Origin of the sequence: Ensifer sp. Root278, from assembly GCF_001429285.1 — a bacterium.
Lineage (GTDB): Bacteria > Pseudomonadota > Alphaproteobacteria > Rhizobiales > Rhizobiaceae > Ensifer.
On sequence record NZ_LMJJ01000023.1, the window covers coordinates 497,211 to 518,158 of the forward strand.

Genomic DNA, 20,948 nt, shown 5'->3' on the forward strand with positions numbered 1-20,948 from the left:
CGATGTCCTTTCGACTTGAACCCGTCAGTTTCGACGATCTTCCGGGCTGGCGGGACGACGACCCGACCAAGGTGATAGCGGCGATGCGCCGCTGTCAGAAGCATGTCTCGACCAAGCCCTATCGCACCGGGTCGATGGGGATCTCGGTCGATGATCTTATGCCGGCCTTTTCGGCTTCGTCAGCCGACGTCGACACAGCTGACGGCGCACGGGCTTTCTTCGAGAAGCACTTCGTACCGTTCCGGATCGAACCGGAAGCCGGTTCCGGCTTTGTCACCGCCTTCTACGAACCGGAAATTGAGGTTCGCGCCGAAGCGGACGAGACCTATCGCTATCCGCTCTACCGACGCCCTGCGGATCTGGTCGATATCGACGATACCAACCGGCCCGACGGGATGGATCCCTATTTCGCCTTTGGTCTTTCCGAGGATGGCCGGATCAGCGAGTATCCGGACAGGCGGGCAATCGAGCAGGGCTACCTTGCCGGCCGCGGCCTGGAGATCGCCTATGCGAAGTCCAAGGTCGAAGTTTTCTTCGTTCATGTCCAGGGTGCGGCGCGGCTCCTATTCCCGAATGGTTCGCGTCGCCGCGTGACTTATGCCGCCAAGACCGGCCACTATTTCTCAGCCGTCGGCAAGCTGCTGATCGAACGCGGCAAGATCGATGCCGCGACCGTGTCGATGATGAGCATTCGCGACTGGCTGGAGGCGCATCCGGACGACGTCGATGAGGTCCTCTGGCACAACCGGTCGTTTATCTTCTTCCGCGAGGCCGCGGTCGAGGACGAGCACCTGGGTCCGATCGCCGCTGCCAAGGTCTCGCTCGAGCCGGGACGTTCCTTGGCGGTGGATCGGCTGATCCATACCTTTGGTGTGCCCTTTTATATTGCGAGCGAGAGCCTGACACGCCTCGATGACGGAAAGCCCTTCCAGCGCCTGATGCTGGCTCTCGACACGGGGTCGGCGATCGTCGGTCCAGCGCGCGGTGACATCTTCACCGGTTCCGGCTTCGAGGCGGGCGAACGGGCCGGGGCAGTTCGTAATCCGGCCGACTTCTATGTTTTCGTTCCCAAGGCGGCCGCGGCACGATACGGCCATGCCTAAGAAAAAAGAGCTTTCGTCCGAAGATCGCATTCTCTGGGGCAAGGTTGCCCGCTCGACGAGACCGATGCCGGGTCGGCTCGACGACCTGATGGACATGTTGGCCGTAGACGAACAGCCAAAGACGCAGGAAGAACCGAAAGCCAAGCAGCAGCAGCAGAAATCGACCGGCGCCGTCGAACAGCCGGGTATCGCGCTGACGAAAAAGACGGGCGAGAAACTGCATCATCCGCTTGAGAAGCCGGTCAAGCGCAAGCTCGCCAAGGGGCGCCTGACACTCGAAGCCCGGATCGACCTGCATGGCATGATCCAGAGCGAAGCGCATGGTTTGCTGTTGCAGTTTCTCTTAAGGGCGCATGAGCGCGGGCTGCGCCATGTGCTCGTCATAACCGGCAAGGGCACCTCGTTCGGCAGCGACGGTGCTTTGAAGCGGGCGGTACCGCTCTGGTTCTCCTTGCCCGAGTTCCGGCCGCTGATCTCATCCTACGAGCAGGCCGCCCGCAACCATGGCGGCGAGGGTGCTCTCTATGTCCGCCTGGCGCGCGTGAGGGGAAGCGCGATATGACACCCTTCGGCGAGGCGCTGCGCGAACTCAGGCGCAGGAAGGGCGTGTCGCAGAAACAGATGGCAGTGGCGATCAACGTTTCGGCCGCCTATCTTTCAGCCCTCGAACACGGAAAGCGCGGCGCGCCGAGCTTCGATTTTCTCCAGCGCGTGGCCGGCTATTTCAATGTGATCTGGGATGAGGCAGAGGAATTGTTTCGTGTCGCCAACGTCTCCGCACCGAAAGTCGTGCTGGACACCTCGGGCCTGACGCCGGAGCACACGGCATTTGCCAACCGCCTCAGCGAACAAATCCGCGCTTTGTCGCCTGAGACGATCCGCGCCCTGGAAGATGTTTTGGAAAAAGCCACATTTCCTGATAATGACAGGGGATGAATGCCTGTTTCCGGCCGCTGCCCGGCGGTCCGGGATTTGGAACCGTGGACAAATTTTCTATAGTCCGCGAGGCGTCCGAGACGTGATTCGCAACGAATCACCCTGTCCGAACAACCTGGAAAGACCCGTAGCTGAATGACCGACAATCCTGAGACCGAAACCGGCGCCAGCGCCGAATATGGTGCCGATTCCATCAAGGTGCTGAAGGGCCTGGATGCCGTGCGCAAGCGGCCGGGCATGTATATCGGCGACACGGATGACGGTTCCGGTCTGCACCACATGGTGTACGAGGTCGTCGACAACGCGATCGACGAGGCGCTCGCCGGCCACGCGGATATCGTGACGGTGACGCTCAACCCGGAGGGCTCGGTGACGGTGACCGACAATGGCCGTGGCATCCCGACCGACATCCACAAGGAAGAAGGCGTCTCGGCAGCCGAGGTCATCATGACCCAGCTACACGCCGGCGGAAAATTCGACCAGAACTCCTACAAGGTTTCGGGCGGTCTGCACGGCGTCGGCGTCTCCGTCGTCAACGCCCTGTCGGTTTCATTGAAGCTGAAAATCCGGCGCGCCGGCAAAATTCACGAGATGAGCTTCACGCACGGCGTCGCCGATGGTGCTCTTGCCGTTACCGGCGACGCCGGCACGGAGACGGGCACCGAAGTCACCTTCATGCCGAGCGAGCAGACCTTCTCGAAGATCGAATTCGATTATGCGACGCTCGAACATCGCCTGCGCGAACTCGCCTTTCTGAATTCCGGCGTTCGCATCGTCTTGACCGACAAGCGTCATTCAGACATCCGCCGCGACGAGTTGATGTATGAAGGTGGGCTGGAGGCCTTTGTCGCCTATCTCGACCGGGCGAAGAAGCCGCTGGTGCACAAGCCCGTATCGATCCGCGGCGAAAAGGACGGCATCACCGTCGAAGTGGCGATGTGGTGGAACGACAGCTACCACGAAAACGTGCTCTGCTTTACCAACAACATCCCGCAGCGCGACGGCGGCACCCATATGGCGGGCTTCCGCGGCGCGCTGACGCGCCAGGTCACCTCCTACGCGGATTCCTCGGGCATCACCAAGAGGGAAAAGGTCACGCTCCAGGGCGAGGACTGCCGCGAAGGCCTGACGGCTGTTCTTTCGGTCAAGGTTCCAGATCCGAAGTTCTCATCGCAGACGAAGGACAAGCTGGTGTCTTCAGAAGTGCGCCCGGTTGTCGAAAGCCTCGTCAACGAAGCGCTCAGCACCTGGTTCGAAGAACATCCGAGCGAAGCCAAGATCCTCGTCGGCAAGGTGGTCGAAGCGGCTGCTGCCCGCGAAGCCGCCCGCAAGGCCCGCGAACTGACGCGCCGCAAGGGTGCGCTCGATATCTCGTCGCTGCCCGGAAAGCTTGCCGATTGCTCCGAGCGTGACCCGGCCAAGTCCGAAGTCTTCCTGGTGGAGGGTGACTCGGCAGGTGGCTCCGCCAAGCAGGGCCGCTCGCGCGAAAACCAGGCGATCCTGCCGCTGCGCGGCAAGATCCTCAATGTCGAGCGTGCGCGCTTCGACAAGATGCTGTCGAGTCAGGAAATCGGTACGCTGATCACCGCGCTCGGCACGTCGATCGGCAAGGACGAGTTCAACGCCGACAAGCTGCGCTATCACAAGATCATCATCATGACGGACGCCGACGTCGACGGCGCCCATATCCGCACCCTGCTGCTCACCTTCTTCTTCCGCCAGATGCCGGAATTGATCGAGCGCGGGCATCTCTATATCGCCCAGCCGCCGCTCTATAAGGTGACGCGTGGCAAGTCGGCTCAGTACCTCAAGAACGAGCAGGCACTGGAAGACTACCTGATCACGATGGGTCTGGAAGAAGCCACGCTGGAGCTGGAATCAGGCGAAGTGCGCGCCGGCCAGGATCTGCGCGAAGTCATCAATGATGCACTCCGCCTGCGCAATCTGATGAACGGGCTGCATTCGCGCTACAACCGCTCGATCGTTGAGCAGGCAGCGATTGCCGGCGCGCTGAATGTCGAGCTCAACGGCCAGCGTGATGCCTATGAGGCGGTCGCTGCGGAGGTTGCTCGTCGCCTCGACGTCATCGCCGAGGAAACCGAACGCGGCTGGAGCGGTGCGGTCACGGCAGAAGGCGGTCTTCGCCTCGAGCGCATGGTCCGCGGCGTCAAGGAAGTCGCGGTGCTCGATATGGCGCTGATCGGCTCGTCCGATGCCCGCTACATCGACCAGCTCACCGCGAAGCTCAAGGAAGTCTATGCTGCCCCGCCGGTCCTGCGGCGTCGCGACGGTACCCTGGAGATCAGCGGACCGCGTGCGCTTCTCGATGCGATCTTCGCGGCCGGTCGCAAGGGTCTCTCGATGCAGCGCTACAAGGGCCTCGGTGAAATGAATGCCGAGCAGCTCTGGGAAACGACGCTCGATCCGAACGTCCGCTCGCTGCTGCAGGTCCGCGTCACCGACGCCACCGATGCCGACGGCCTGTTTTCGCGCCTGATGGGCGACGAGGTCGAGCCGCGCCGCGACTTCATCCAGGAAAACGCACTGAGCGTCGCCAACCTCGACATCTGATCTTCTCGGATATCGTGACCACTTGGAATCCCGGTGCCTTGCGGCGCCGGGATTTTTCGTTATTCGCCCTTGAACTGGCCTTCGAAGGCGAACTCGCTGACCGGCTTGCGCTGGCTCGGGATTTCGCGTGCGCGCAGGTCGTCCGGTAGCGTCGAGGGGTCAGCCAGCCGTCCGATCGCCACGGCGGCCTCGACCCGGTGATGCTCGGGAACGTTCAGAACGCGCATCGCCTTGTCGCGGTCGATGCCGGCCATGCCATGGGTATGCCAGCCGCCAAGGGAAGCCTGCAGAGCGAGGCTGTACCAGGCCGAGCCCGTGTCGAAGGCGTGGTTATAGGCCGGCCGCATCTCGCCGTTCTGTGCCTGGTTGTGGGTTCTTGAAATAACGATCAGAAGCGCGGCAGCGTTCTTCGCCCAGCGCTGGTTGCCTTCATCGAGCGTGTCGAGCAGCACCGGAAAGTGCTCCGTTCCGCGACGGGCATAGACGAAGCGCCAGGGCTGTCGGTTGCTCGCAGACGGCGCCCATCGGGCCGCTTCGAAGAAGGAAAGCAGTTCGCGTTCCTCGATCTCCTCGTTGGTGAAAGCGCGGGGCGACCAGCGCTCCAGGAACATGGCATCGATGGGATAATCGGCTTTTCTGTTGTTGGTCGCCGTCATGGACATGCCTCTTCTATGTGTTCTCTATATCCTCGGCCGATCTTCGGTGCCTGATCTGTCACCTGCGCCTATGGCTCGATTCGTTTCGGACGCTACATGAGGACGGGTGTGGATGAAACCGGGTTGGACGCACGGGAACGCGAGCGCGGTCGGTACGCGAGGCGCGCCAGGAAAGTGCAGAAACGGTCGCGTGGGTCATTGCCGTTTCCAAGAAAAAAGTTGTATAAGTTCTGTAGACTTTGAGAGAGGACGGATCATGTCGTTTAAAGACCCATCATTGTTTCGCCAGGCAGCGCTCGTCGGCGGCGAGTGGATCGAGGCGGACGCGGCGAACGCGATCGAGGTGAACAACCCGGCGACCGGTGAGATCATCGGCCGGGTGCCGAAGCTTGGCGCCAAGGAAACCAAGGCGGCGATCGAGGCGGCGCGCGTGGCCCAGAAGGGCTGGGCGGCGCGCACGGCCAAGGATCGCGCCGGGATCTTGCGCAAGTGGTTCGAGCTGATGATCGAGAACAAGGAGGATCTCGGCCGCATCCTGACGCTCGAGCAGGGCAAGCCGCTTGCCGAAGCGACCGGCGAAATCGTCTACGGCGCAAGCTTCGTCGAGTGGTTCGCCGAAGAGGCGCGCCGCATCTATGGCGACCTCATCCCCGGCCATCAGCCCGACAAGCGCATCCTGGTGATGAAGCAGCCGATCGGCGTCGTCGCGGCAATCACGCCCTGGAACTTCCCCAATGCGATGATCACCCGCAAGGCCGGCCCGGCTTTCGCTGCAGGTTGCGCGATGGTGTTGAAGCCGGCGGCACAGACGCCGTTCTCGGCAATCGCGATCGCCATTCTCGCCGAACGCGCCGGCTTGCCGAAGGGCCTGTTCAGCGTCATCACCGGCTCGGCCCGCGAGATCGGTGCCGAGATGACCTCCAACCCCGTCGTGCGCAAGCTGACCTTCACCGGCTCGACCGAGGTCGGTGCCGAGCTCTATCGCCAGAGCGCCGCCACCATCAAGAAGCTCGGCCTCGAGCTTGGCGGCAATGCTCCCTTCATCGTCTTCGACGATGCCGATCTCGATGCGGCGGTTGAGGGCGCGCTGATCGCCAAGTTCCGCAACAACGGCCAGACCTGCGTCTGTGCTAACCGCATCTATGTGCAGGACAAGGTCTACGACGCCTTTTCCGACAAGCTCGCCAAGGCGGTCGCCAAGCTGAAGATCGGCAACGGCCTCGACGAGGGCGTGATCCTCGGGCCGCTGATCGACAAGGCGGCGCTGGAGAAGGTCGAGGAGCATATTGCCGACGCCACCTCCAAGGGTGCACGCGTGATCCAGGGCGGCAAGCGTCACACGCTCGGCGGCACCTTCTATGAGGCGACGGTTCTGGCCGATGTCACCCAGGCGATGGCGGTGGCGCGCGAAGAGACCTTTGGCCCGGTGGCGCCGCTCTTCCGCTTCGCCGATGAGGCGGATGTGGTCGAACAGGCAAACGACACTGAGTTCGGTCTTGCCTCCTACTTCTATGCCAAGGATTTGGCGCGGGTTTTTCGGGTGGCCGAAGCCCTGGAATACGGCATGGTCGGCGTCAACACCGGCCTGATCTCGACGGCGGAAGCGCCGTTCGGGGGCGTGAAACTCTCCGGTCTCGGCCGCGAGGGCTCGCGCTACGGCATCGAAGAGTTCACCGAGATCAAATACGTCTGCCTCGGCGGCGTGGCCTGAAACAGGCGAAAATCCGACTTGCAACAAACCGGCCAACGTTTTGGCCGGTTTTCTTTTGCCAGCAAGGCGTTAGTCTTCGCAGTCGAATCCATCGATGGCGTGAGATTGCCCCTCACCCTAGCCTCTCCCCGCAAGCGGGGCGAGGGGACTTGAGTCGGTGCGGCATCGTCGTCCTCCTTTTTCCAGGACGAAGGTGCCGGCAGGCGGATGAGGGGCGAAGCTCGATCCCACGCTAAGTTTAAGGAGAGTCAGCATGCCGGCACCGAAGAACCCCTTTAAAGCGGCTCTGCGCGAAAACCGCTTCCAGCTCGGGCTGTGGGTGGCGCTCGCCAGCCCATACGCGGCGGAAGTGGTTTCCGGCAGCGGCTATGACTGGCTGCTGATCGACGGCGAGCATGCGCCGAATGACATTCCCTTGCTGTCGGCGCAGTTTCGCGCGGTCTCGGCATCGGCGAGCCACCCGATGGTTCGCCTGCCGGTCGGCGACACGGTGCTGATCAAGCAGATTCTCGACACCGGTGTGCAGACCCTGCTGATCCCGATGGTCGAGAGCCTGGCGCAGGCACAGCAGCTGGTGCGCGCCACCCGTTATCCGCCGCATGGCGTTCGCGGCGTCGGCGCCGCCCTCGGTCGGGCCTCGCAATTCGGCCGCATCGGCGACTATCTCCAGACCGCCGGTGATGAAATCTGCCTGATCCTGCAGATCGAGAGCCGCGCGGGTCTTGCTGCGATCGATGAGATTGCCGCGCTTGATGGCGTTGACGGCCTCTTTATCGGCCCTTCCGACCTGGCGGCCGACATGGGTTATCTCGGCAAGCCAGGTCATCCGGAGGTGCGCGCGGCAATCGCCGATGCGTTCGAGCGTATAAAGAAGGCCGGCAAGGCGAGGGGCATCATGACGCTCGATCTCGGTCAGGCACGCGACTACCGCGAGATGGGCGCCGATTTCATGGCGATCGGCACGGATGTCACGTCGCTCGTGCGCGCGACGACGGCGCTGCGCCAGGAGTTTCTCGGCGAGGTGGCGGTGGCACCAAAGAAGCAGGAATCCGGCTACTGATCCGAGATTGCCGTGAGCTCGGGCATTGCTACGCCCGGGCTCCAGAGCCGGAGGTCGCCGATCCGGCGCGCGATTTTTTCGCGGTGATGGTTGGCGATATCGCTTAGGCGATGATTGAGGAACGGGTTTCTGAAGCGCTCCAGCGTCGCAGCGACATAGTCCGTCGCTTCGCTTTGCAGGTCCTTCGCGGCGAAAGCGGGAATGACTTCGGATCGATAGATGCGGTCGAGATATGCTGCTACGCGGGCGTCGGCGAGCGTCTCCCGGACGGTCTCATGCGGGTTACGGCCCTCCCTCAGCCAGAGATCGGCCAGCACGGTGTGGCCGAGATTGAGGATGTGAAGCTTCAGCTTCTCGTAAGGCGTCAGGTCATCAACGAGCTTCACGGACGGATGAATGCACGGAAGGTGCAAGCCGGGCTGGTTTTCGATCGCCCAGAGCGCATAGGGTTCGGCAATCGCACCGGCGGGCTCCAGAGGCTCGGAGACGATGCGGTCGACCAATGTGTTTGCCCAGACGACACCTGTGTTCAGCCAGTTCGTGAAAGCGGTGTCTTTGGCCCGCTCCGCCGCGAGCCCCAGCATCAGCGCCTTCAGCACATCGCCGTTGCGTGACACGAGCTCGCAAGGAAGGATCGTCAGGGCGCGCCCACCCGCTTCAAAGCGGGCCTTCAGGAGCAGGAGCAGCTTGCCGGGAAAGGAACGGGGAATGTCCGTGACCAGGTCGTCGTCGGTGATCCGGTAACCCGTATCGCCGGTATTGGAGATCAGGATTTCCGCTTCCTGGGCAACAATCTCCCGGACCTCGCTCCAGTTTTCAGCGGTTGAAAGCGCCCGCGTCACGCTCGTCACCCGCTGCGTCGCGTCGATCCGCTCCCCGTCTTGGATGCCGCGGATGATGACGTGAAAGCCTTCGGGGCGCGCGAGCGCCGCAAGACGTCCGGAACGCTCGCTGGATCCGGTTGTCTGCACGATCGTGATCGGGCCTGGTGCCTTTCCCGCCTTCAGCGCGTCGCTGACGAAGAGATCGGCATGCGCTTGAAGAAAGCGGCTGGTTCCGAATTGCACGATCGGCGTCGGCATCTGTGGCTCCGGTAGCTGGCTATGGAATGGATTGAAGGAGAGTTTCGCGCGCGGACTGGAGATGCCGCCGGCAGGCCTGTTCGGCCTTTGCGGGATCATGCGAGCGCAACGCTTCGATATAGGCGAGGTGTTCTTCAAGCGCGCGGGCGTTGCGCTGGCGGGCATTCGTCTTGTTCCACTGGTAGTGATAGTGGAAGACGATCGCGATGATATCGTAGAAATCGACGATGAAGCGGTTGCTGGATGCCTTGTGCACTAGCAGGTGGAACTGCTCGTCTAACTCGGAAAACTCCCGGTAGCGGTTGTCGATATCGGCAAGCATTTCCCGGTGCAGGGTCTCGATTTCCCTGAGCTCCTCCCAGGCCGGGTGATCATCCGGAAGCGAGACGAAACGTGCGGCCGAGCGCAGCTCGAACATCTCGCGCACTTCCGTCAGCTCCAGCGCGAATTCACGCGTGAAGCCTTTCAGGATCCAGTGGCTGTTTGGCCGTTTTTCGATCAGGCCGAAGCGGCTGAAGCGGATCAGGAACTCGCGCACACTGGTCGTTCCGGTGCCGATCTCGCGCGCCAGTTCAAGCTCGTTGATCTGCATGCCGGGCTCGGCGCCGCCGGCGAGAATCCGGCGCATGAAACTGCGCTCGATGATTTCGGCGAGCGAATCGGTCTCTTCCGTTGGGAAGTAGTCGTCGGGGCGGGGCTGCCGCAGCACGTTCTTCTTGCGCTTGTCCCAGGCGATGAGCTGTGCTTCCTCGAAGCGACTGAGGATCGCGCGCACCGTCGTCCGGCTGACGCCGAGCACTTGCCCAAGTTCCGGCTCGGAGGGCAGCGAGGATGTTTCCGCCAGAAGCTTCAGGCAGCGGTTGTAGGCATCCTTGAAGACGGTGTTCTGTTTTGCCATGGCAAGATCCGGCCGGTTCGAAATTGTCTGCGCTTGGACGCTCCTCTATCGCGGCGATCCGGTTTTGTCTCCGTCTGTCGTCAACATCTGTTCCTCCCGTTCACCCGGTCGTTGGCACGGCGTCGTCGCCGATGTTTTCGCTATAATACCCATTGACGACGATCTGTCTATTGTAGATAAAAGACAGAACTGACGATAACAATCATGGAGAAATCGGTGTCTGCGCCGTCCACCATCCTGCTCGCACCGGAGGACAACGTCGTCGTGGCGACATTGGCGATTGCCGCCGGTGATGCCTTGCCGAACGGCGCTCGCGCAGCAGTAAAGGTCGATGCCGGCCACAAGATTGCGATCCGTCCCATTCGCGCCGGCGAACCGGTCGTCAAATACGCCCAGGCGATCGGACGGGCGACCGCCGACATCGCGCCGGGCGACCATGTGCATTCCCACAATCTTGCCTTCGACCGGGATCGTCTGGCGATCGGGCCACAAGGGACGCCGGAGGTGGCAAGCGATACCGACAAGGCACGCACCTTCAAGGGCTATCGCCGCGCAGATGGCCGGGCTGCGACGCGAAACTATATCGGTGTCGTCGCCAGCGTTAACTGTTCCACCACGGTCTGCCGTGCCATCGCCGAGGAGGCGAACCGCCGCATCCTGCCCAAATACGAAGGCATCGACGGCTTCGTGCCGATCGTGCACGATCAGGGCTGCGGCATGTCGTCGACCGGCGACGGAATGGCCAATCTGCACCGCACGCTTGCCGGCTACGCCCGCCATGCCAATTTCGGCGGCGTGCTGATGGTGGGCCTCGGCTGCGAGGTCAATCAGCTGACGCTCTATGGCCAGAGCGGCGCCGGCGCGGAGAAACGTCATTTCAACATTCAGGAGGCCGGCGGCTCGCGCCGCTCCGTGGAAAAGGCACTCGGCATTCTCGAAGAAATCGCGGCCGAAATCGGAAAAGAGCGCCGTATTGCCATTCCGGTCAGCGAGATCATCGTCGGCTTGCAATGTGGCGGGTCGGACGGGCTTTCGGGCATCACCGCCAATCCGGCGCTTGGCGCCGCCGTCGATATCCTTGCTGCAGCCGGCGGCACGGCGATCCTCTCGGAGACCTCTGAGATCTATGGTGCCGAGCACCTGCTACGCAGCCGGGCGGTGAATGAGGCCGTAGCGGTGAAACTCGACGGCCTGATTGCCTGGTGGGAGAACTATGTGGCGATGCATGGCGCATCGCTCGACAACAATCCTTCGCCGGGCAACAAACGCGGTGGACTAACCACCATTCTTGAAAAATCACTCGGTGCTGTCGCCAAGGGTGGCCGGTCGCCGCTGAACGCAGTCTATCGGTATGCCGAACGGGTCACCGAGCACGGGCTCGTCTTCATGGATACGCCCGGCTACGATCCGGTATCTGCCACCGGCCAGGTTGCCGGCGGTGCCAACGTCATTGCCTTTACCACCGGCCGCGGCAGCTGTTTCGGCTGTAGGCCGGCGCCGTCGATCAAGCTTACCAGCAACACGGCGCTGTTTCGGGCGATGGAAGAGGACATGGACATCGATTGCGGGGTGATCGCTTCGGGGGAGGTGAGCATTGCCGGGCTTGGCCGGGAGATCTTCGACCTGATCGTCGAGACCGCCTCTGGCCGCAAGACCAAGAGCGAGCTTTTCGGCTACGGCGACAACGAGTTCGTGCCCTGGCATCTGGGGGCGACGCTCTAGACATGTGGCGACTGGCATCCTTGGAGGAGGAGAACAGGGAATGCAGACGAGACGGATCGGTCGAACCGGACTATCGGTGACCGAGTACAGCTTCGGCGCCGCCGGTCTCGGCGGGCTCTACCGGGAGTGCACCCGCGACGCTGCCATGGCGACGCTGGACGCGGCCTGGCAGTCGGGTATGCGCTACTTTGATGTGGCGCCTTTTTACGGCCTCGGGCTTGGAGAACGCCGGGTCGGCGACTTCCTGCGCGAAAAGCCGCGCGACGAATTCGTGCTCTCCACCAAGGTCGGCCGGCTCCTCCATCCGGTGCCGGAAGACAAGGTGCCAGACTATTCCTATGTGAAGCCGCTCAATTTCGATGTCAGATACGACTACAGCTATGACGGCATCATGCGCTCCGTCGAGTTCAGCTACGCCCGGCTCGGACTCAGCCGCATCGACATCCTCTATGTCCACGACATCGGCGGCTACACCCACGGTGCCGCCCGCAATGCCGTCTATATCAGGCAGTTGCTGGACGGCGGCCTCAAGGCGCTGGAGGAGCTGAAATCCTCAGGAGCGATCGTCGCCTATGGTCTCGGTGTGAACGAGGTACCGGTCTGCCTGGAGGTCATGCGGCGGGCCGATATCGACTGCATCCTGCTTGCCGGCCGCTATACACTGCTCGACCGCTCGGCCGTCGCCGAACTGTTGCCGCTCTGTGAAAAGAAGCAGACCTCGCTTGTCGTCGGCGGGGTCTTCAACTCGGGCATTCTGGCAACGGGCCCGGTCGAGGGGGCGCATTTCGATTACATGCCGGCAACGGAAGATATCCGGCAAAAGGTCGGTGCCATGGAGGTGGTCGCGCGCGGTATGAACGTGCCGCTTGCCGCGCCAGCCATGCAGTTTCCGCTGAGCCATCCCAAGGTCGCCTCCGTGCTGGTCGGCACCGCCAAGCCGGAGAGTCTGAGGCGCAACATGGCGCTCACCGAACACCGGTTTTCCGCGGCCGATTTCGCGGCTTTTGAACCGTTCACGCTGGTCGCGCCGGAGCTCGGCGACGAGGCTGTTCGCGTTTAGCGGGCGGGGGCCGCGTTTCGGTCTGAAATGCTGTTCCGGCAGCTTGCCAAGCCGGAATTGTCGTATTAGCATTCCAATATGTTTTTTATCGATAAAAGGTCGATAGCTAGCACCTGCGATCGATCTCCAAGAAATGGAACACGGTGCACTGAGAGGAGAAACCTGGGATGAGCATTCTGAAAAGCAGCCTTACCCGTCGCGCCTTCACCGCTTTGGCCGGTGCCGCGATGATCGCCGGCATGTCGCCGGCCGCGTCCTTTGCGCAGGACGTGACGATCCCGATCATCGTCAAGGACACCACGTCCTTCTACTGGCAAATCGTGCTTGCTGGTGCCCGCGCCGCCGGCAAGGATCTGGGTGTCAATGTACCTGAACTCGGCGCCCAGTCCGAGTCCGACATCAACGGCCAGATCAGCATTCTCGAAAACGCGGTTGCCGGCGCGCCGGCTGCCGTCGTGATCTCGCCGACGGAGTTCAAGGCACTCGGCAAGCCGATCGATGAGGCGGCCAAGGCCGTCCCGATCATCGGTATCGACTCCGGCGCCGACTCCAAGGCATTCTCCTCGTTCCTGACCACCGACAACGTCCAGGGCGGCCGTATTGCCGCCGACGGTCTTGCGGCCGCCGTGAAGGAAATGAGCGGCAAGGAAGAGGGCGAAATCGCCATCATTACCAGCCTTCCGGGTGTCGGCTCGCTCGACCAGCGCCGTGAAGGCTTCCTCGATCAGGTCAAGACCAAGTACCCGGGCTTCAAGGTCGTCGTCGACAAATACGCCGACGGGCAGGCGACCACCGGCCTCAACATCATGACCGACCTGATCACCGCCAATCCGAACCTTGTCGGTGTGTTCGCGTCGAACCTGATCATGGCGCAGGGCGTCGGTCAGGCGATCGCCGAAAACAAACTCGGCGACAAGATCAAGGTGATCGGCTTCGACAGCGACGACAAGACCGTCGGCTTCCTCAAGGAAGGGGTTCTGGCGGGTCTCGTCGTTCAGGATCCCTACCGGATGGGCTATGATGGCGTGAAGACGGCACTGGCCGTCTCCAAGGGCGAAAAAGTCGAGGCGAATGTCGACACCGGTGCCAATCTGGTGACCAAAGCCAATATGGCCGAACCGAAGATCGACGCTCTCTTGAACCCTAAGGTCAAGTGACGACGGCCGCGGCGGGCCCATTGCCCGCCGCACCCGCTTGCGACCGGGAACGAGGACCGGTCGCAAGCGATCTCTGCGATGGGAGGAATGCGCAGATGACCGAGTTGCAAGAGGCGCGCGACACCAGGACCCAGGGCCTGCAGGTGGCGACGCGTCATCCGGTTCCCAAAGGGGAGCCGATTCTGGAACTGCGCGCTTTGCAGAAGAAATATGGCGCCGTCGAAGCGCTGAAGCCTGCCTCGCTGACGTTCTTATCCGGCGAGATCCACGCCATCGTGGGCGAGAACGGCGCCGGCAAATCGACGCTGATCAAACTTCTGACCGGTGTCATCAAGCGCACGTCAGGCGAAATCTTCTGGTGCGGCAAACCCGTTCAGCTCGGCACGCCACATGAGGCGATCGAGCGCGGCATCAACGCCGTGCACCAGGAGGTCGTACTCTGTGCGCAGCTGTCTGTGGCGGCCAACATGTTCCTCGGCGACGAGATCAATCGTAACGGCCTGATGCGCAAGCGCGCCATGACCGATGCGGCGCAGCGCGTGCTCGACGATCTCGGCTTCAATCTGCCGGCCGGCGCGGTGCTCGGCAGTCTCACCATTGGCCAGCAGCAGCTCGTCGCCACGGCGCGCGCCGCCATGCGTGGCACGCAGTTCCTGATCTTCGATGAGCCGACCGCCTATCTCACCCGACAGGAATCGGCGCAGCTCTTCCGGCTGATCCAGAGGCTTCAGGCCGAAGGCGTGACCATCGTCTATATCAGCCACCGAATGGAGGAGGTCTTCGAGATTGCCGACCGCGTCTCGGTGCTGCGCGACGGCACCCATGTCGGCACTCGCAAGATCGGGGAGACGAACGAGGCGGAGCTGATCGCGTTGATGATTAACCGCACCATCGAGCAGATCTATCACAAGGAGCATTTTCCGCCCGGCGAGGTCATCGTCGAAACGCGGAACTTGAGTGGGCCCGGTTTTCAGGATGTATCGCTGACCGTTCGCGCCGGCGAGATCGTCGGCCTTTATGGGCTGATCGGAGCGGGGCGCAGCGAGTTTGCGCTCGGCCTCTATGGTCGGCATCGTCCAAGCGCCGGCGAGGTCTATTGGAAGGGGCGCAAGGTCGAGATCGCCAGCGAGCGTGTCGCCATGAATCTCGGCATCGCGCTCGCGCCGGAAAGCCGCCGCGATCAGGGCCTGTGCCTCAATCTGCCGATCGGCCTCAACATCAATCTGCCGGTGTTCAACCGGCTGACGCGTGGCCTGACGATCAACGGCCAGCAGGAGCGGGAGAATGCCGACCGGCAGATCCGCGACCTGAAGATCAAGACGCCGTCGCGACGAGTCCTGACGTCGGCCATGTCCGGCGGCAACCAGCAGAAGATCGTTATCGGCAAGTGGCTGAGCCATGGCGCCAAGCTCTTCATCTTCGACGAGCCGACCGTCGGCGTCGATGTGGGCACCAAGGCCGAGATCTACCGCCTGTTCGCACGGCTTCTGGAGAACGGGGCAGGCATCATCCTGATCTCGTCCTATCTGCCTGAAGTCTACGAGCTTGCGGACAGGTTGCACGTGTTCCGGCGCGGCCGGCTGGTTGCTAGCCACGACTATCGCGCCGCGAGCCACGAGGAAGTGCTGACGCAGGCGATCGGTGTTTGAACACATAAAAAGAAATCTGAGGGACGCAGGGAGGAAGACGATGAGTGCGGAAACGGTGGAAAGCGGCGCCAGCGCGGCGCCACGCAAGGGCGTGAGCATTCTGTTCGGCCTCACCCTCCTGGGGCTGCTTCTGTTCCTCTGGCTACTGCTGGGCCTTGCCACCAACAGTTTTTGGACGCCAAACAACATCAGCAACCTGTTGCGCCAGGGGGCGATGACGGCCATCCTCGCGGTTGGCCAAACCTTCGTCATCATCACCGCCGGCATCGATCTTTCGGTGGGGGCCGTGGTCGGCTTCACCAGCGTCATCGTCGCCTGGCTGCTTGCGGCTGGCGTGCCGCTCTGGGCCGCCATCATCCTCACGCTCGCCTTCGGGGTGCTGATCGGCGCCTTCCATGCCTTCGGCATCGTGCGCATGGGTCTGCCGCCCTTCATCATAACACTTGCGACCCTGACATCGCTGCGCGGGATCGGCCTGCTGATCACCAACGGTTCGACGATCTCGATTACCAATGAAGCCTTCACCAACTTCTCTCGCGCGGATTTCCTCGGTGTGCCGAGCCTGTTCTGGATGGTGATCGTGGTGGCGATCCCGGCCTATGTCTTCCTGCACTTGAGCCGCTTCGGCCGTTATCTCTTCGCGGTCGGCTCCAACAGCGAGGCGGCGCGCCTCTCCGGCGTCAACGTGCACCGCACCATCTATCTCGCCTATATCCTGTCATCGACCTGCGCCGCCTTCGTCGGCCTGCTGCTCGCCTCGCGCATCGGCATCGGCAACGCGACGCAAGCCGAGGGATGGGAACTGCAGGCGATCGCCTCGTCGGTCATCGGCGGCACCAGTCTGTTCGGGGCCGTCGGCTCGGTTCATGGGCCGCTGCTCGGCGCTTTCATCCTCGCGACGATCAACAACGGTGCCAATCTTCTCAACGTCAACTCGTTCTGGCAGCGCATCATCACCGGCGCGCTGATCATCGTCATCGTCTATTTCGACCAACTCCGGCGCCGCAGCGCCCGCTAGGCGCTGCCGCCGAACATTCCGTGAGAACTGCCATGAAAGCCGTGCTCTGCCTCGAACCCGGCCGCCTGGAGGTCGTCGACCGCCTACCGGCTGAAGACGTACCTGACGGGTGGGTGCGTCTATCCGTCAACCATGTCGGCATCTGCGGCACCGACTACCATATCTTCGCCGGCAAACATCCGTTCCTCGAATACCCGAGGGTCATGGGTCACGAGATCTCGGCAACGGTCATTTCCGGTGGCCGCGGCACAGAGATCGCGCCTGGTACGCCTGTCGTGGTCAACCCTTATCTCAGCTGCGGCAACTGCGTTGCCTGTCGCCAGGGCAAACAGAACTGCTGCACCGCCATCAAGGTTCTCGGCGTACATACGGATGGCGCCTTCTGCGAAGAGATCATCGTGCCGGAGGGTAATCTTTATCCGGCGCATGGTCTGTCTGCCGAAGCTGCGGCAACGGTCGAGTTCCTGGCGATCGGTGCCCATGCGGTGCGCCGAGCATCCGCGGATGCGGGTTCACGGGCGCTGGTCATCGGCGCAGGGCCGATTGGCCTCGGCACTGCGATCTTCTCGCGCATTGCCGGCCATCAAGTGACGCTTGTCGATACCAGCGACGAACGGCTGGATTTTGCTGCCGAGAAGCTCGGCTTTGCCAATGGCATCGTCGCGGGAACCGATATGGGGTCACGCATAGCCGAAGCGACAGGAGGGGATGGTTTCGACGTGGTCTTCGATGCCACGGGGTATAGTGGCTCGATGCAGGCCGCCTTCGCCTATGTTGCCCATGGCGGCACGCTGGTCTTCGTCAGCGTTGTCAAGGACGAGATACACTTCTCCGATCCGGAGTTTCACAAGCGGGAGATGACCTTGGTCGGCAGCCGCAATGCGACCCGCCAGGACTTTGATCATGTCGTCGCATCGATTGCTTCCGGCCTCGTGCCGGTCGAGGCGCTGATCACCCACCGCACGACGCTGGATGGCGCGGTCGCCGATCTGCCGCGATGGGCGGAAGAAAAGTCGGGTCTGGTCAAGGCAATCGTCAAGGTGGCAGCGGCATGAGCGATGGCGGCTTTGCTGCATCGCCGCAGAGGCCGCACCGGACATTCGCTCTTCGGAGTCGCCATTTTTTCCCTGAAAATGCCCGGCATCGGTTCTCAACGCACGAAAATTGCGGAAAACCGCCAGTTTCGGACAAGCTCGTTTGCAAATCGTCAGGAATCCAGATTCATTCTGGCCTGAGGCCTTGTATCGAGGCGAGACGGGTATATTTGTTGCACTGCACAAGAAAAGTGGTAGTCTGGCAGAGATTGCGGACACCAAGACAAACAATCGCAAGCTTGCGTCCGACCGGGAGCGGCGTTGTCGTCGATTGAACCAAGGGGTACGCTTCCCATGTTCTACCAGCTCTATGAATTGAACCATGCAATGATGGCGCCGTGGCGTACGGCCGCCGATGCCATGCGGCTTGCCTTCAGCAATCCGATGAACCCCATCTCGCACACCTATTTCGGCCGTGCCGCTGCCGCCGGGCTCGAAGTGTTCGAGCGCTCCACCCGCCGCTATGGCAAACCGGAGTTCGGACTTCCCGCGACAGAGGTCGACGGCATGTCCGTCTCCGTCTACGAGCGCATCGTCTGGCGCTCACCCTTCTGCAACCTCATCCATTTCGAGCGCGCCTTGCCCAAGGGGCGTGCCGCCGATCCGAAGGTTCTGGTCGTGGCGCCGATGTCCGGCCACTACGCGACGCTGCTGCGCGGCACCGTGGAAGCCCTGCTGCCGCATTCCGACATCTACATCACGGACTGGATCGACGCCCGCATGGTGCCGCTCAGCGAAGGCACTTTCGATCTCGACGATTACATCGACTACGTCATCCAGATGCTGCACTTCCTGGGCCCGAACACCCATGTGATCGGCGTCTGTCAGCCGGCAGTGCCTGTGCTCGCCGCCGTCGCCCTGATGGAAGCGGCGGACGATCCGCTGTCGCCGGCGACGATGACGCTGATGGGCGGACCGATCGACACCCGCATCAATCCGACGGGCGTCAATCAGCTTGCCGAACAGCGGCCGATCGAATGGTTCCGCGACAACGTCATCATGCCGGTGCCGTGGCCGCAGCCGGGCTTCATGCGCATGGTCTATCCGGGCTTCCTGCAGCTCTCTGGCTTCATGTCGATGAACCTCGACCGGCACCTGATCGCCCACAAAGAGTTCTTCGCGCATCTGGTGAAGAACGATGGTGACGCCGCCGAGAAGCACCGGGACTTCTATGACGAGTATCTGGCCGTCATGGACCTGACGGCCGAATTCTACCTGCAGACCGTGCAGGTGGTCTTCATGCAGCACGCGCTGCCGAAGGGCGAGATGATGCATCGCGGCAAGCGCGTCGATACGACGGCGATCAAGAAGGTCGCGCTGCTGACCGTCGAAGGCGAGAACGACGACATTTCCGGCGTTGGCCAGACGAAGGCGGCGCAGACGATCTGCACCAACATCCCTGATCACATGCGCATGCACTACATGCAGCCGGATGTCGGCCACTACGGCGTCTTCAACGGATCGCGCTTCCGCCGCGAAATCGCGCCGCGCATCGTCGCTTTCCACCGCGAGCACTCGCGGCACGTGAAGCCGGTGAAGCAGCTCATCAAGGGCGGCAAGTTGGCCTAACCTCGCGATCGGGGCCGTTTTGACCGCGTAGAGTCAAGGGTTTGTTCGAATCCGGGGGAGGGCGTCTTGCACAGCCAAGGGCGCCTTCCCACATCGTTTTCATCGGGCCGCATGGGTGGCCCGGATGATTGCGAGGAATCCTGAAGATGAACCAATCTGCAATGATCCGTCCGGATTGGACGCCCGCGACCATCGCCCTGATGGTGCTCGGCTTCGTGGTCTTCTGGCCACTGGGTCTGGCCATGCTCGCCTACATCCTGTTCGGCGAAAAGCTGAAGACTTTCAAGAAAGACGCCAACGACACGGTGGATGGCATGTGCTCTGCATTCAAGCGCAATGGACGCCGTTCCAACTGGACGCATCGCACCGGCAACGTCGCCTTCGACGACTGGCGTGAAGCCGAGCTTGCCCGCCTCGACGAGGAACGCCGCAAGCTCGACGCGATGCGCGAAGAGTTCGACACCTATGTGCGCGAGCTTCGCCGCGCCAAGGACCAGGAAGAGTTCGACCGCTTCATGCGCGACCGCAAGAACGGCGGCTCCGGCCCGGTGGTCGAAGCTCACTAATCCGAAGACAACGCTTCCGGCGTTTCACATGAAACGCCGGATTATCCATTGCGCGCCTTTCGACGCTGTAGGCGAAGCCCCAGCGAATCGGTTAGAAAGCCTGCATGTTCCCTTCTTTCAAGCGGCGCATTCAACCTGCTCCACCCGCCATGACGCGGCAGATCGACGTTGCCGGCAAGTCCCTGCCGCTGACGATCAAGCAGAACGCGCGCGCGACCCGCATGACACTGCGCATCGAGCCCGGCGGCCGGGCGCTAAAGATGACGATCCCCCAAGGCTTGCCGGAGCGTGAGGTCAACGCCTTTCTCAACCGCCATCAGGGCTGGCTGATGACGAAGCTCGCGCGTTTCTCCGGCGAAAGCCAAATCGAGGAGGGCGGCTCCATCTTGATCCGAGGCATCTCCCACCGGATCGAGCGGACCGGCAATATCCGCGGTCTGACGGAAGCGGTCTTGATCGATGACGAACCGGTGCTGCGCGTCAGCGGCGGCGAGGAGCACCTGAATCGGCGCATCGTCGATTTCCTCAAGAAGGAAGCCCGTCAGGATCTTGATCGGCTGGTGGCAATCTATACCGGCCGCATCGGCCGACGGGCGAAGTCGCTGTCGCTGAAGGACACCCGCAGCCGCTGGGGATCCTGTTCGGCCGATGGGGCGCTGAGCTTCTCCTGGCGCATCGTCATGGCGCCGCCGAAGGTCATCGCCTATCTTGCAGCGCACGAGGTCGCACATTTGCAGGAGATGAACCACGGCCCCGATTTTTGGACGCTGTGCGGGAGGCTGTGCCCGGATACGGAGGATGCCAAGCGCTGGCTCCGCCGCAACGGCACGATGCTTCACGCGATCGACTTCGACTGAACCAGGCGGAGAGCGATGGCGCGTTACGCGCGGTAACGCAGAGCGTCGCGGATCTTCTCGTCGGTCTTGTATTGGCTGAGCGCATAGACCGACCAGATCGCTGCCGGAACCCAACCGAGGCCGGCAAAGGGACGGCCGATGGTGAAAAACTGCAGCCAGGGCAGGATTAGCGCGAGCAACAGGCGCATCAGTCTCTCCATTGTGGTAAAATGCATATGGTGAAAGCTCGCCTGTCGCGC

The 20,948-nt window shown here is 62.2% G+C and carries 19 protein-coding genes; 15 read left to right on the forward strand and 4 right to left on the reverse strand.

The window, feature by feature from the left end; genetic code table 11:
* Positions 1 to 2: 2 nt before the first annotated feature.
* The 4 genes from ASE60_RS18715 to gyrB all read left to right on the forward strand — a co-directional run bounded on the left by ASE60_RS18715 (position 3) and on the right by gyrB (position 4,610).
* Positions 3 to 1,103: a murein transglycosylase A gene (locus ASE60_RS18715; protein WP_057252028.1), complete on the forward strand. Its 1,101-nt coding sequence runs from the start codon at positions 3 to 5 to the stop codon at positions 1,101 to 1,103.
* Positions 1,096 to 1,665 carry a Smr/MutS family protein gene (locus ASE60_RS18720; RefSeq protein ID WP_057252029.1) on the forward strand — a complete coding sequence of 190 codons (570 nt, stop codon included), beginning with the start codon at positions 1,096 to 1,098 and terminating at the stop codon, positions 1,663 to 1,665. Before ASE60_RS18715 ends, ASE60_RS18720 begins: the two co-directional genes overlap by 8 nt.
* A complete protein-coding gene (locus tag ASE60_RS18725; protein ID WP_057252030.1) occupies positions 1,662 to 2,039 on the forward strand; it encodes a helix-turn-helix transcriptional regulator in 378 nt (125 codons plus the stop codon). Before ASE60_RS18720 ends, ASE60_RS18725 begins: the two co-directional genes overlap by 4 nt.
* A gap of 135 nt (positions 2,040 to 2,174) precedes the next feature.
* Positions 2,175 to 4,610 (forward strand): DNA topoisomerase (ATP-hydrolyzing) subunit B, encoded by a 2,436-nt coding sequence (gene gyrB, locus ASE60_RS18730; RefSeq protein ID WP_057252031.1) that lies wholly within the window; start codon positions 2,175 to 2,177, stop codon positions 4,608 to 4,610.
* Between the two features lie 59 nt (positions 4,611 to 4,669).
* Here the strand turns inward: gyrB and ASE60_RS18735 are convergent, their stop codons facing one another.
* The gene (locus ASE60_RS18735; protein WP_057252124.1) at positions 4,670 to 5,266 is read right to left on the reverse strand and encodes a nitroreductase family protein; all 597 of its coding nucleotides are present in this window, start codon (positions 5,264 to 5,266) and stop codon (positions 4,670 to 4,672) included.
* Positions 5,267 to 5,522: 256 nt separating this feature from the next.
* Between ASE60_RS18735 and gabD the strand changes: the two genes are divergently transcribed.
* Both gabD and ASE60_RS18745 read left to right on the forward strand, forming a co-directional pair.
* A complete protein-coding gene (gabD, locus tag ASE60_RS18740) occupies positions 5,523 to 6,977 on the forward strand; it encodes an NADP-dependent succinate-semialdehyde dehydrogenase (protein ID WP_057252032.1) in 1,455 nt (484 codons plus the stop codon).
* Between the two features lie 253 nt (positions 6,978 to 7,230).
* Positions 7,231 to 8,037: an HpcH/HpaI aldolase/citrate lyase family protein gene (locus tag ASE60_RS18745; RefSeq protein ID WP_057252033.1), complete on the forward strand. Its 807-nt coding sequence runs from the start codon at positions 7,231 to 7,233 to the stop codon at positions 8,035 to 8,037.
* On the opposite strand, the gene ASE60_RS18750 is transcribed toward ASE60_RS18745, so the two are convergent.
* Both ASE60_RS18750 and ASE60_RS18755 read right to left on the reverse strand, forming a co-directional pair.
* Entirely contained in the window at positions 8,031 to 9,119 is a 1,089-nt protein-coding gene (locus ASE60_RS18750) for a D-mannonate oxidoreductase (RefSeq protein WP_057252034.1), read from the reverse strand. The two genes, ASE60_RS18745 and ASE60_RS18750, sit on opposite strands and share 7 nt — an antisense overlap.
* A 19-nt stretch (positions 9,120 to 9,138) precedes the next feature.
* The gene (locus ASE60_RS18755) at positions 9,139 to 10,017 is read right to left on the reverse strand and encodes a GntR family transcriptional regulator (RefSeq protein WP_057252035.1); all 879 of its coding nucleotides are present in this window, start codon (positions 10,015 to 10,017) and stop codon (positions 9,139 to 9,141) included.
* A gap of 216 nt (positions 10,018 to 10,233) precedes the next feature.
* Here ASE60_RS18755 and ASE60_RS18760 point away from each other — a divergent pair, with 216 nt between their 5' ends.
* From ASE60_RS18760 to ASE60_RS18800, 9 genes are all read left to right on the forward strand, one after another.
* Entirely contained in the window at positions 10,234 to 11,739 is a 1,506-nt protein-coding gene (locus tag ASE60_RS18760; RefSeq protein ID WP_057252125.1) for an altronate dehydratase family protein, read from the forward strand.
* A gap of 40 nt (positions 11,740 to 11,779) precedes the next feature.
* Positions 11,780 to 12,799 (forward strand): aldo/keto reductase, encoded by a 1,020-nt coding sequence (locus tag ASE60_RS18765; protein WP_057252036.1) that lies wholly within the window; start codon positions 11,780 to 11,782, stop codon positions 12,797 to 12,799.
* A 167-nt stretch (positions 12,800 to 12,966) separates the two neighbouring features.
* A complete protein-coding gene (locus ASE60_RS18770; RefSeq protein WP_057252037.1) occupies positions 12,967 to 13,956 on the forward strand; it encodes an ABC transporter substrate-binding protein in 990 nt (329 codons plus the stop codon).
* Positions 13,957 to 14,051: 95 nt separating this feature from the next.
* The gene (locus tag ASE60_RS18775; protein WP_057252038.1) at positions 14,052 to 15,605 is read left to right on the forward strand and encodes a sugar ABC transporter ATP-binding protein; all 1,554 of its coding nucleotides are present in this window, start codon (positions 14,052 to 14,054) and stop codon (positions 15,603 to 15,605) included.
* 40 nt (positions 15,606 to 15,645) lie between these two features.
* The gene (locus ASE60_RS18780; protein ID WP_057252039.1) at positions 15,646 to 16,623 is read left to right on the forward strand and encodes an ABC transporter permease; all 978 of its coding nucleotides are present in this window, start codon (positions 15,646 to 15,648) and stop codon (positions 16,621 to 16,623) included.
* A gap of 32 nt (positions 16,624 to 16,655) precedes the next feature.
* Positions 16,656 to 17,678, forward strand: coding sequence for a zinc-binding alcohol dehydrogenase family protein (locus ASE60_RS18785; protein WP_057252040.1), 1,023 nt, complete (start codon positions 16,656 to 16,658; stop codon positions 17,676 to 17,678).
* 333 nt (positions 17,679 to 18,011) lie between these two features.
* Complete coding sequence (gene phaZ, locus ASE60_RS18790) at positions 18,012 to 19,286, forward strand: polyhydroxyalkanoate depolymerase (protein WP_057252041.1); 1,275 nt, start codon at positions 18,012 to 18,014, stop codon at positions 19,284 to 19,286.
* 146 nt (positions 19,287 to 19,432) lie between these two features.
* Positions 19,433 to 19,852: a DUF2852 domain-containing protein gene (locus ASE60_RS18795; RefSeq protein WP_057252042.1), complete on the forward strand. Its 420-nt coding sequence runs from the start codon at positions 19,433 to 19,435 to the stop codon at positions 19,850 to 19,852.
* 104 nt (positions 19,853 to 19,956) lie between these two features.
* Positions 19,957 to 20,709 carry a M48 family metallopeptidase gene (locus ASE60_RS18800; RefSeq protein ID WP_057252043.1) on the forward strand — a complete coding sequence of 251 codons (753 nt, stop codon included), beginning with the start codon at positions 19,957 to 19,959 and terminating at the stop codon, positions 20,707 to 20,709.
* 23 nt (positions 20,710 to 20,732) lie between these two features.
* On the opposite strand, the gene ASE60_RS33910 is transcribed toward ASE60_RS18800, so the two are convergent.
* The gene (locus ASE60_RS33910) at positions 20,733 to 20,897 is read right to left on the reverse strand and encodes a proteolipid membrane potential modulator (RefSeq protein WP_082615915.1); all 165 of its coding nucleotides are present in this window, start codon (positions 20,895 to 20,897) and stop codon (positions 20,733 to 20,735) included.
* Positions 20,898 to 20,948 lie beyond the last annotated feature (51 nt).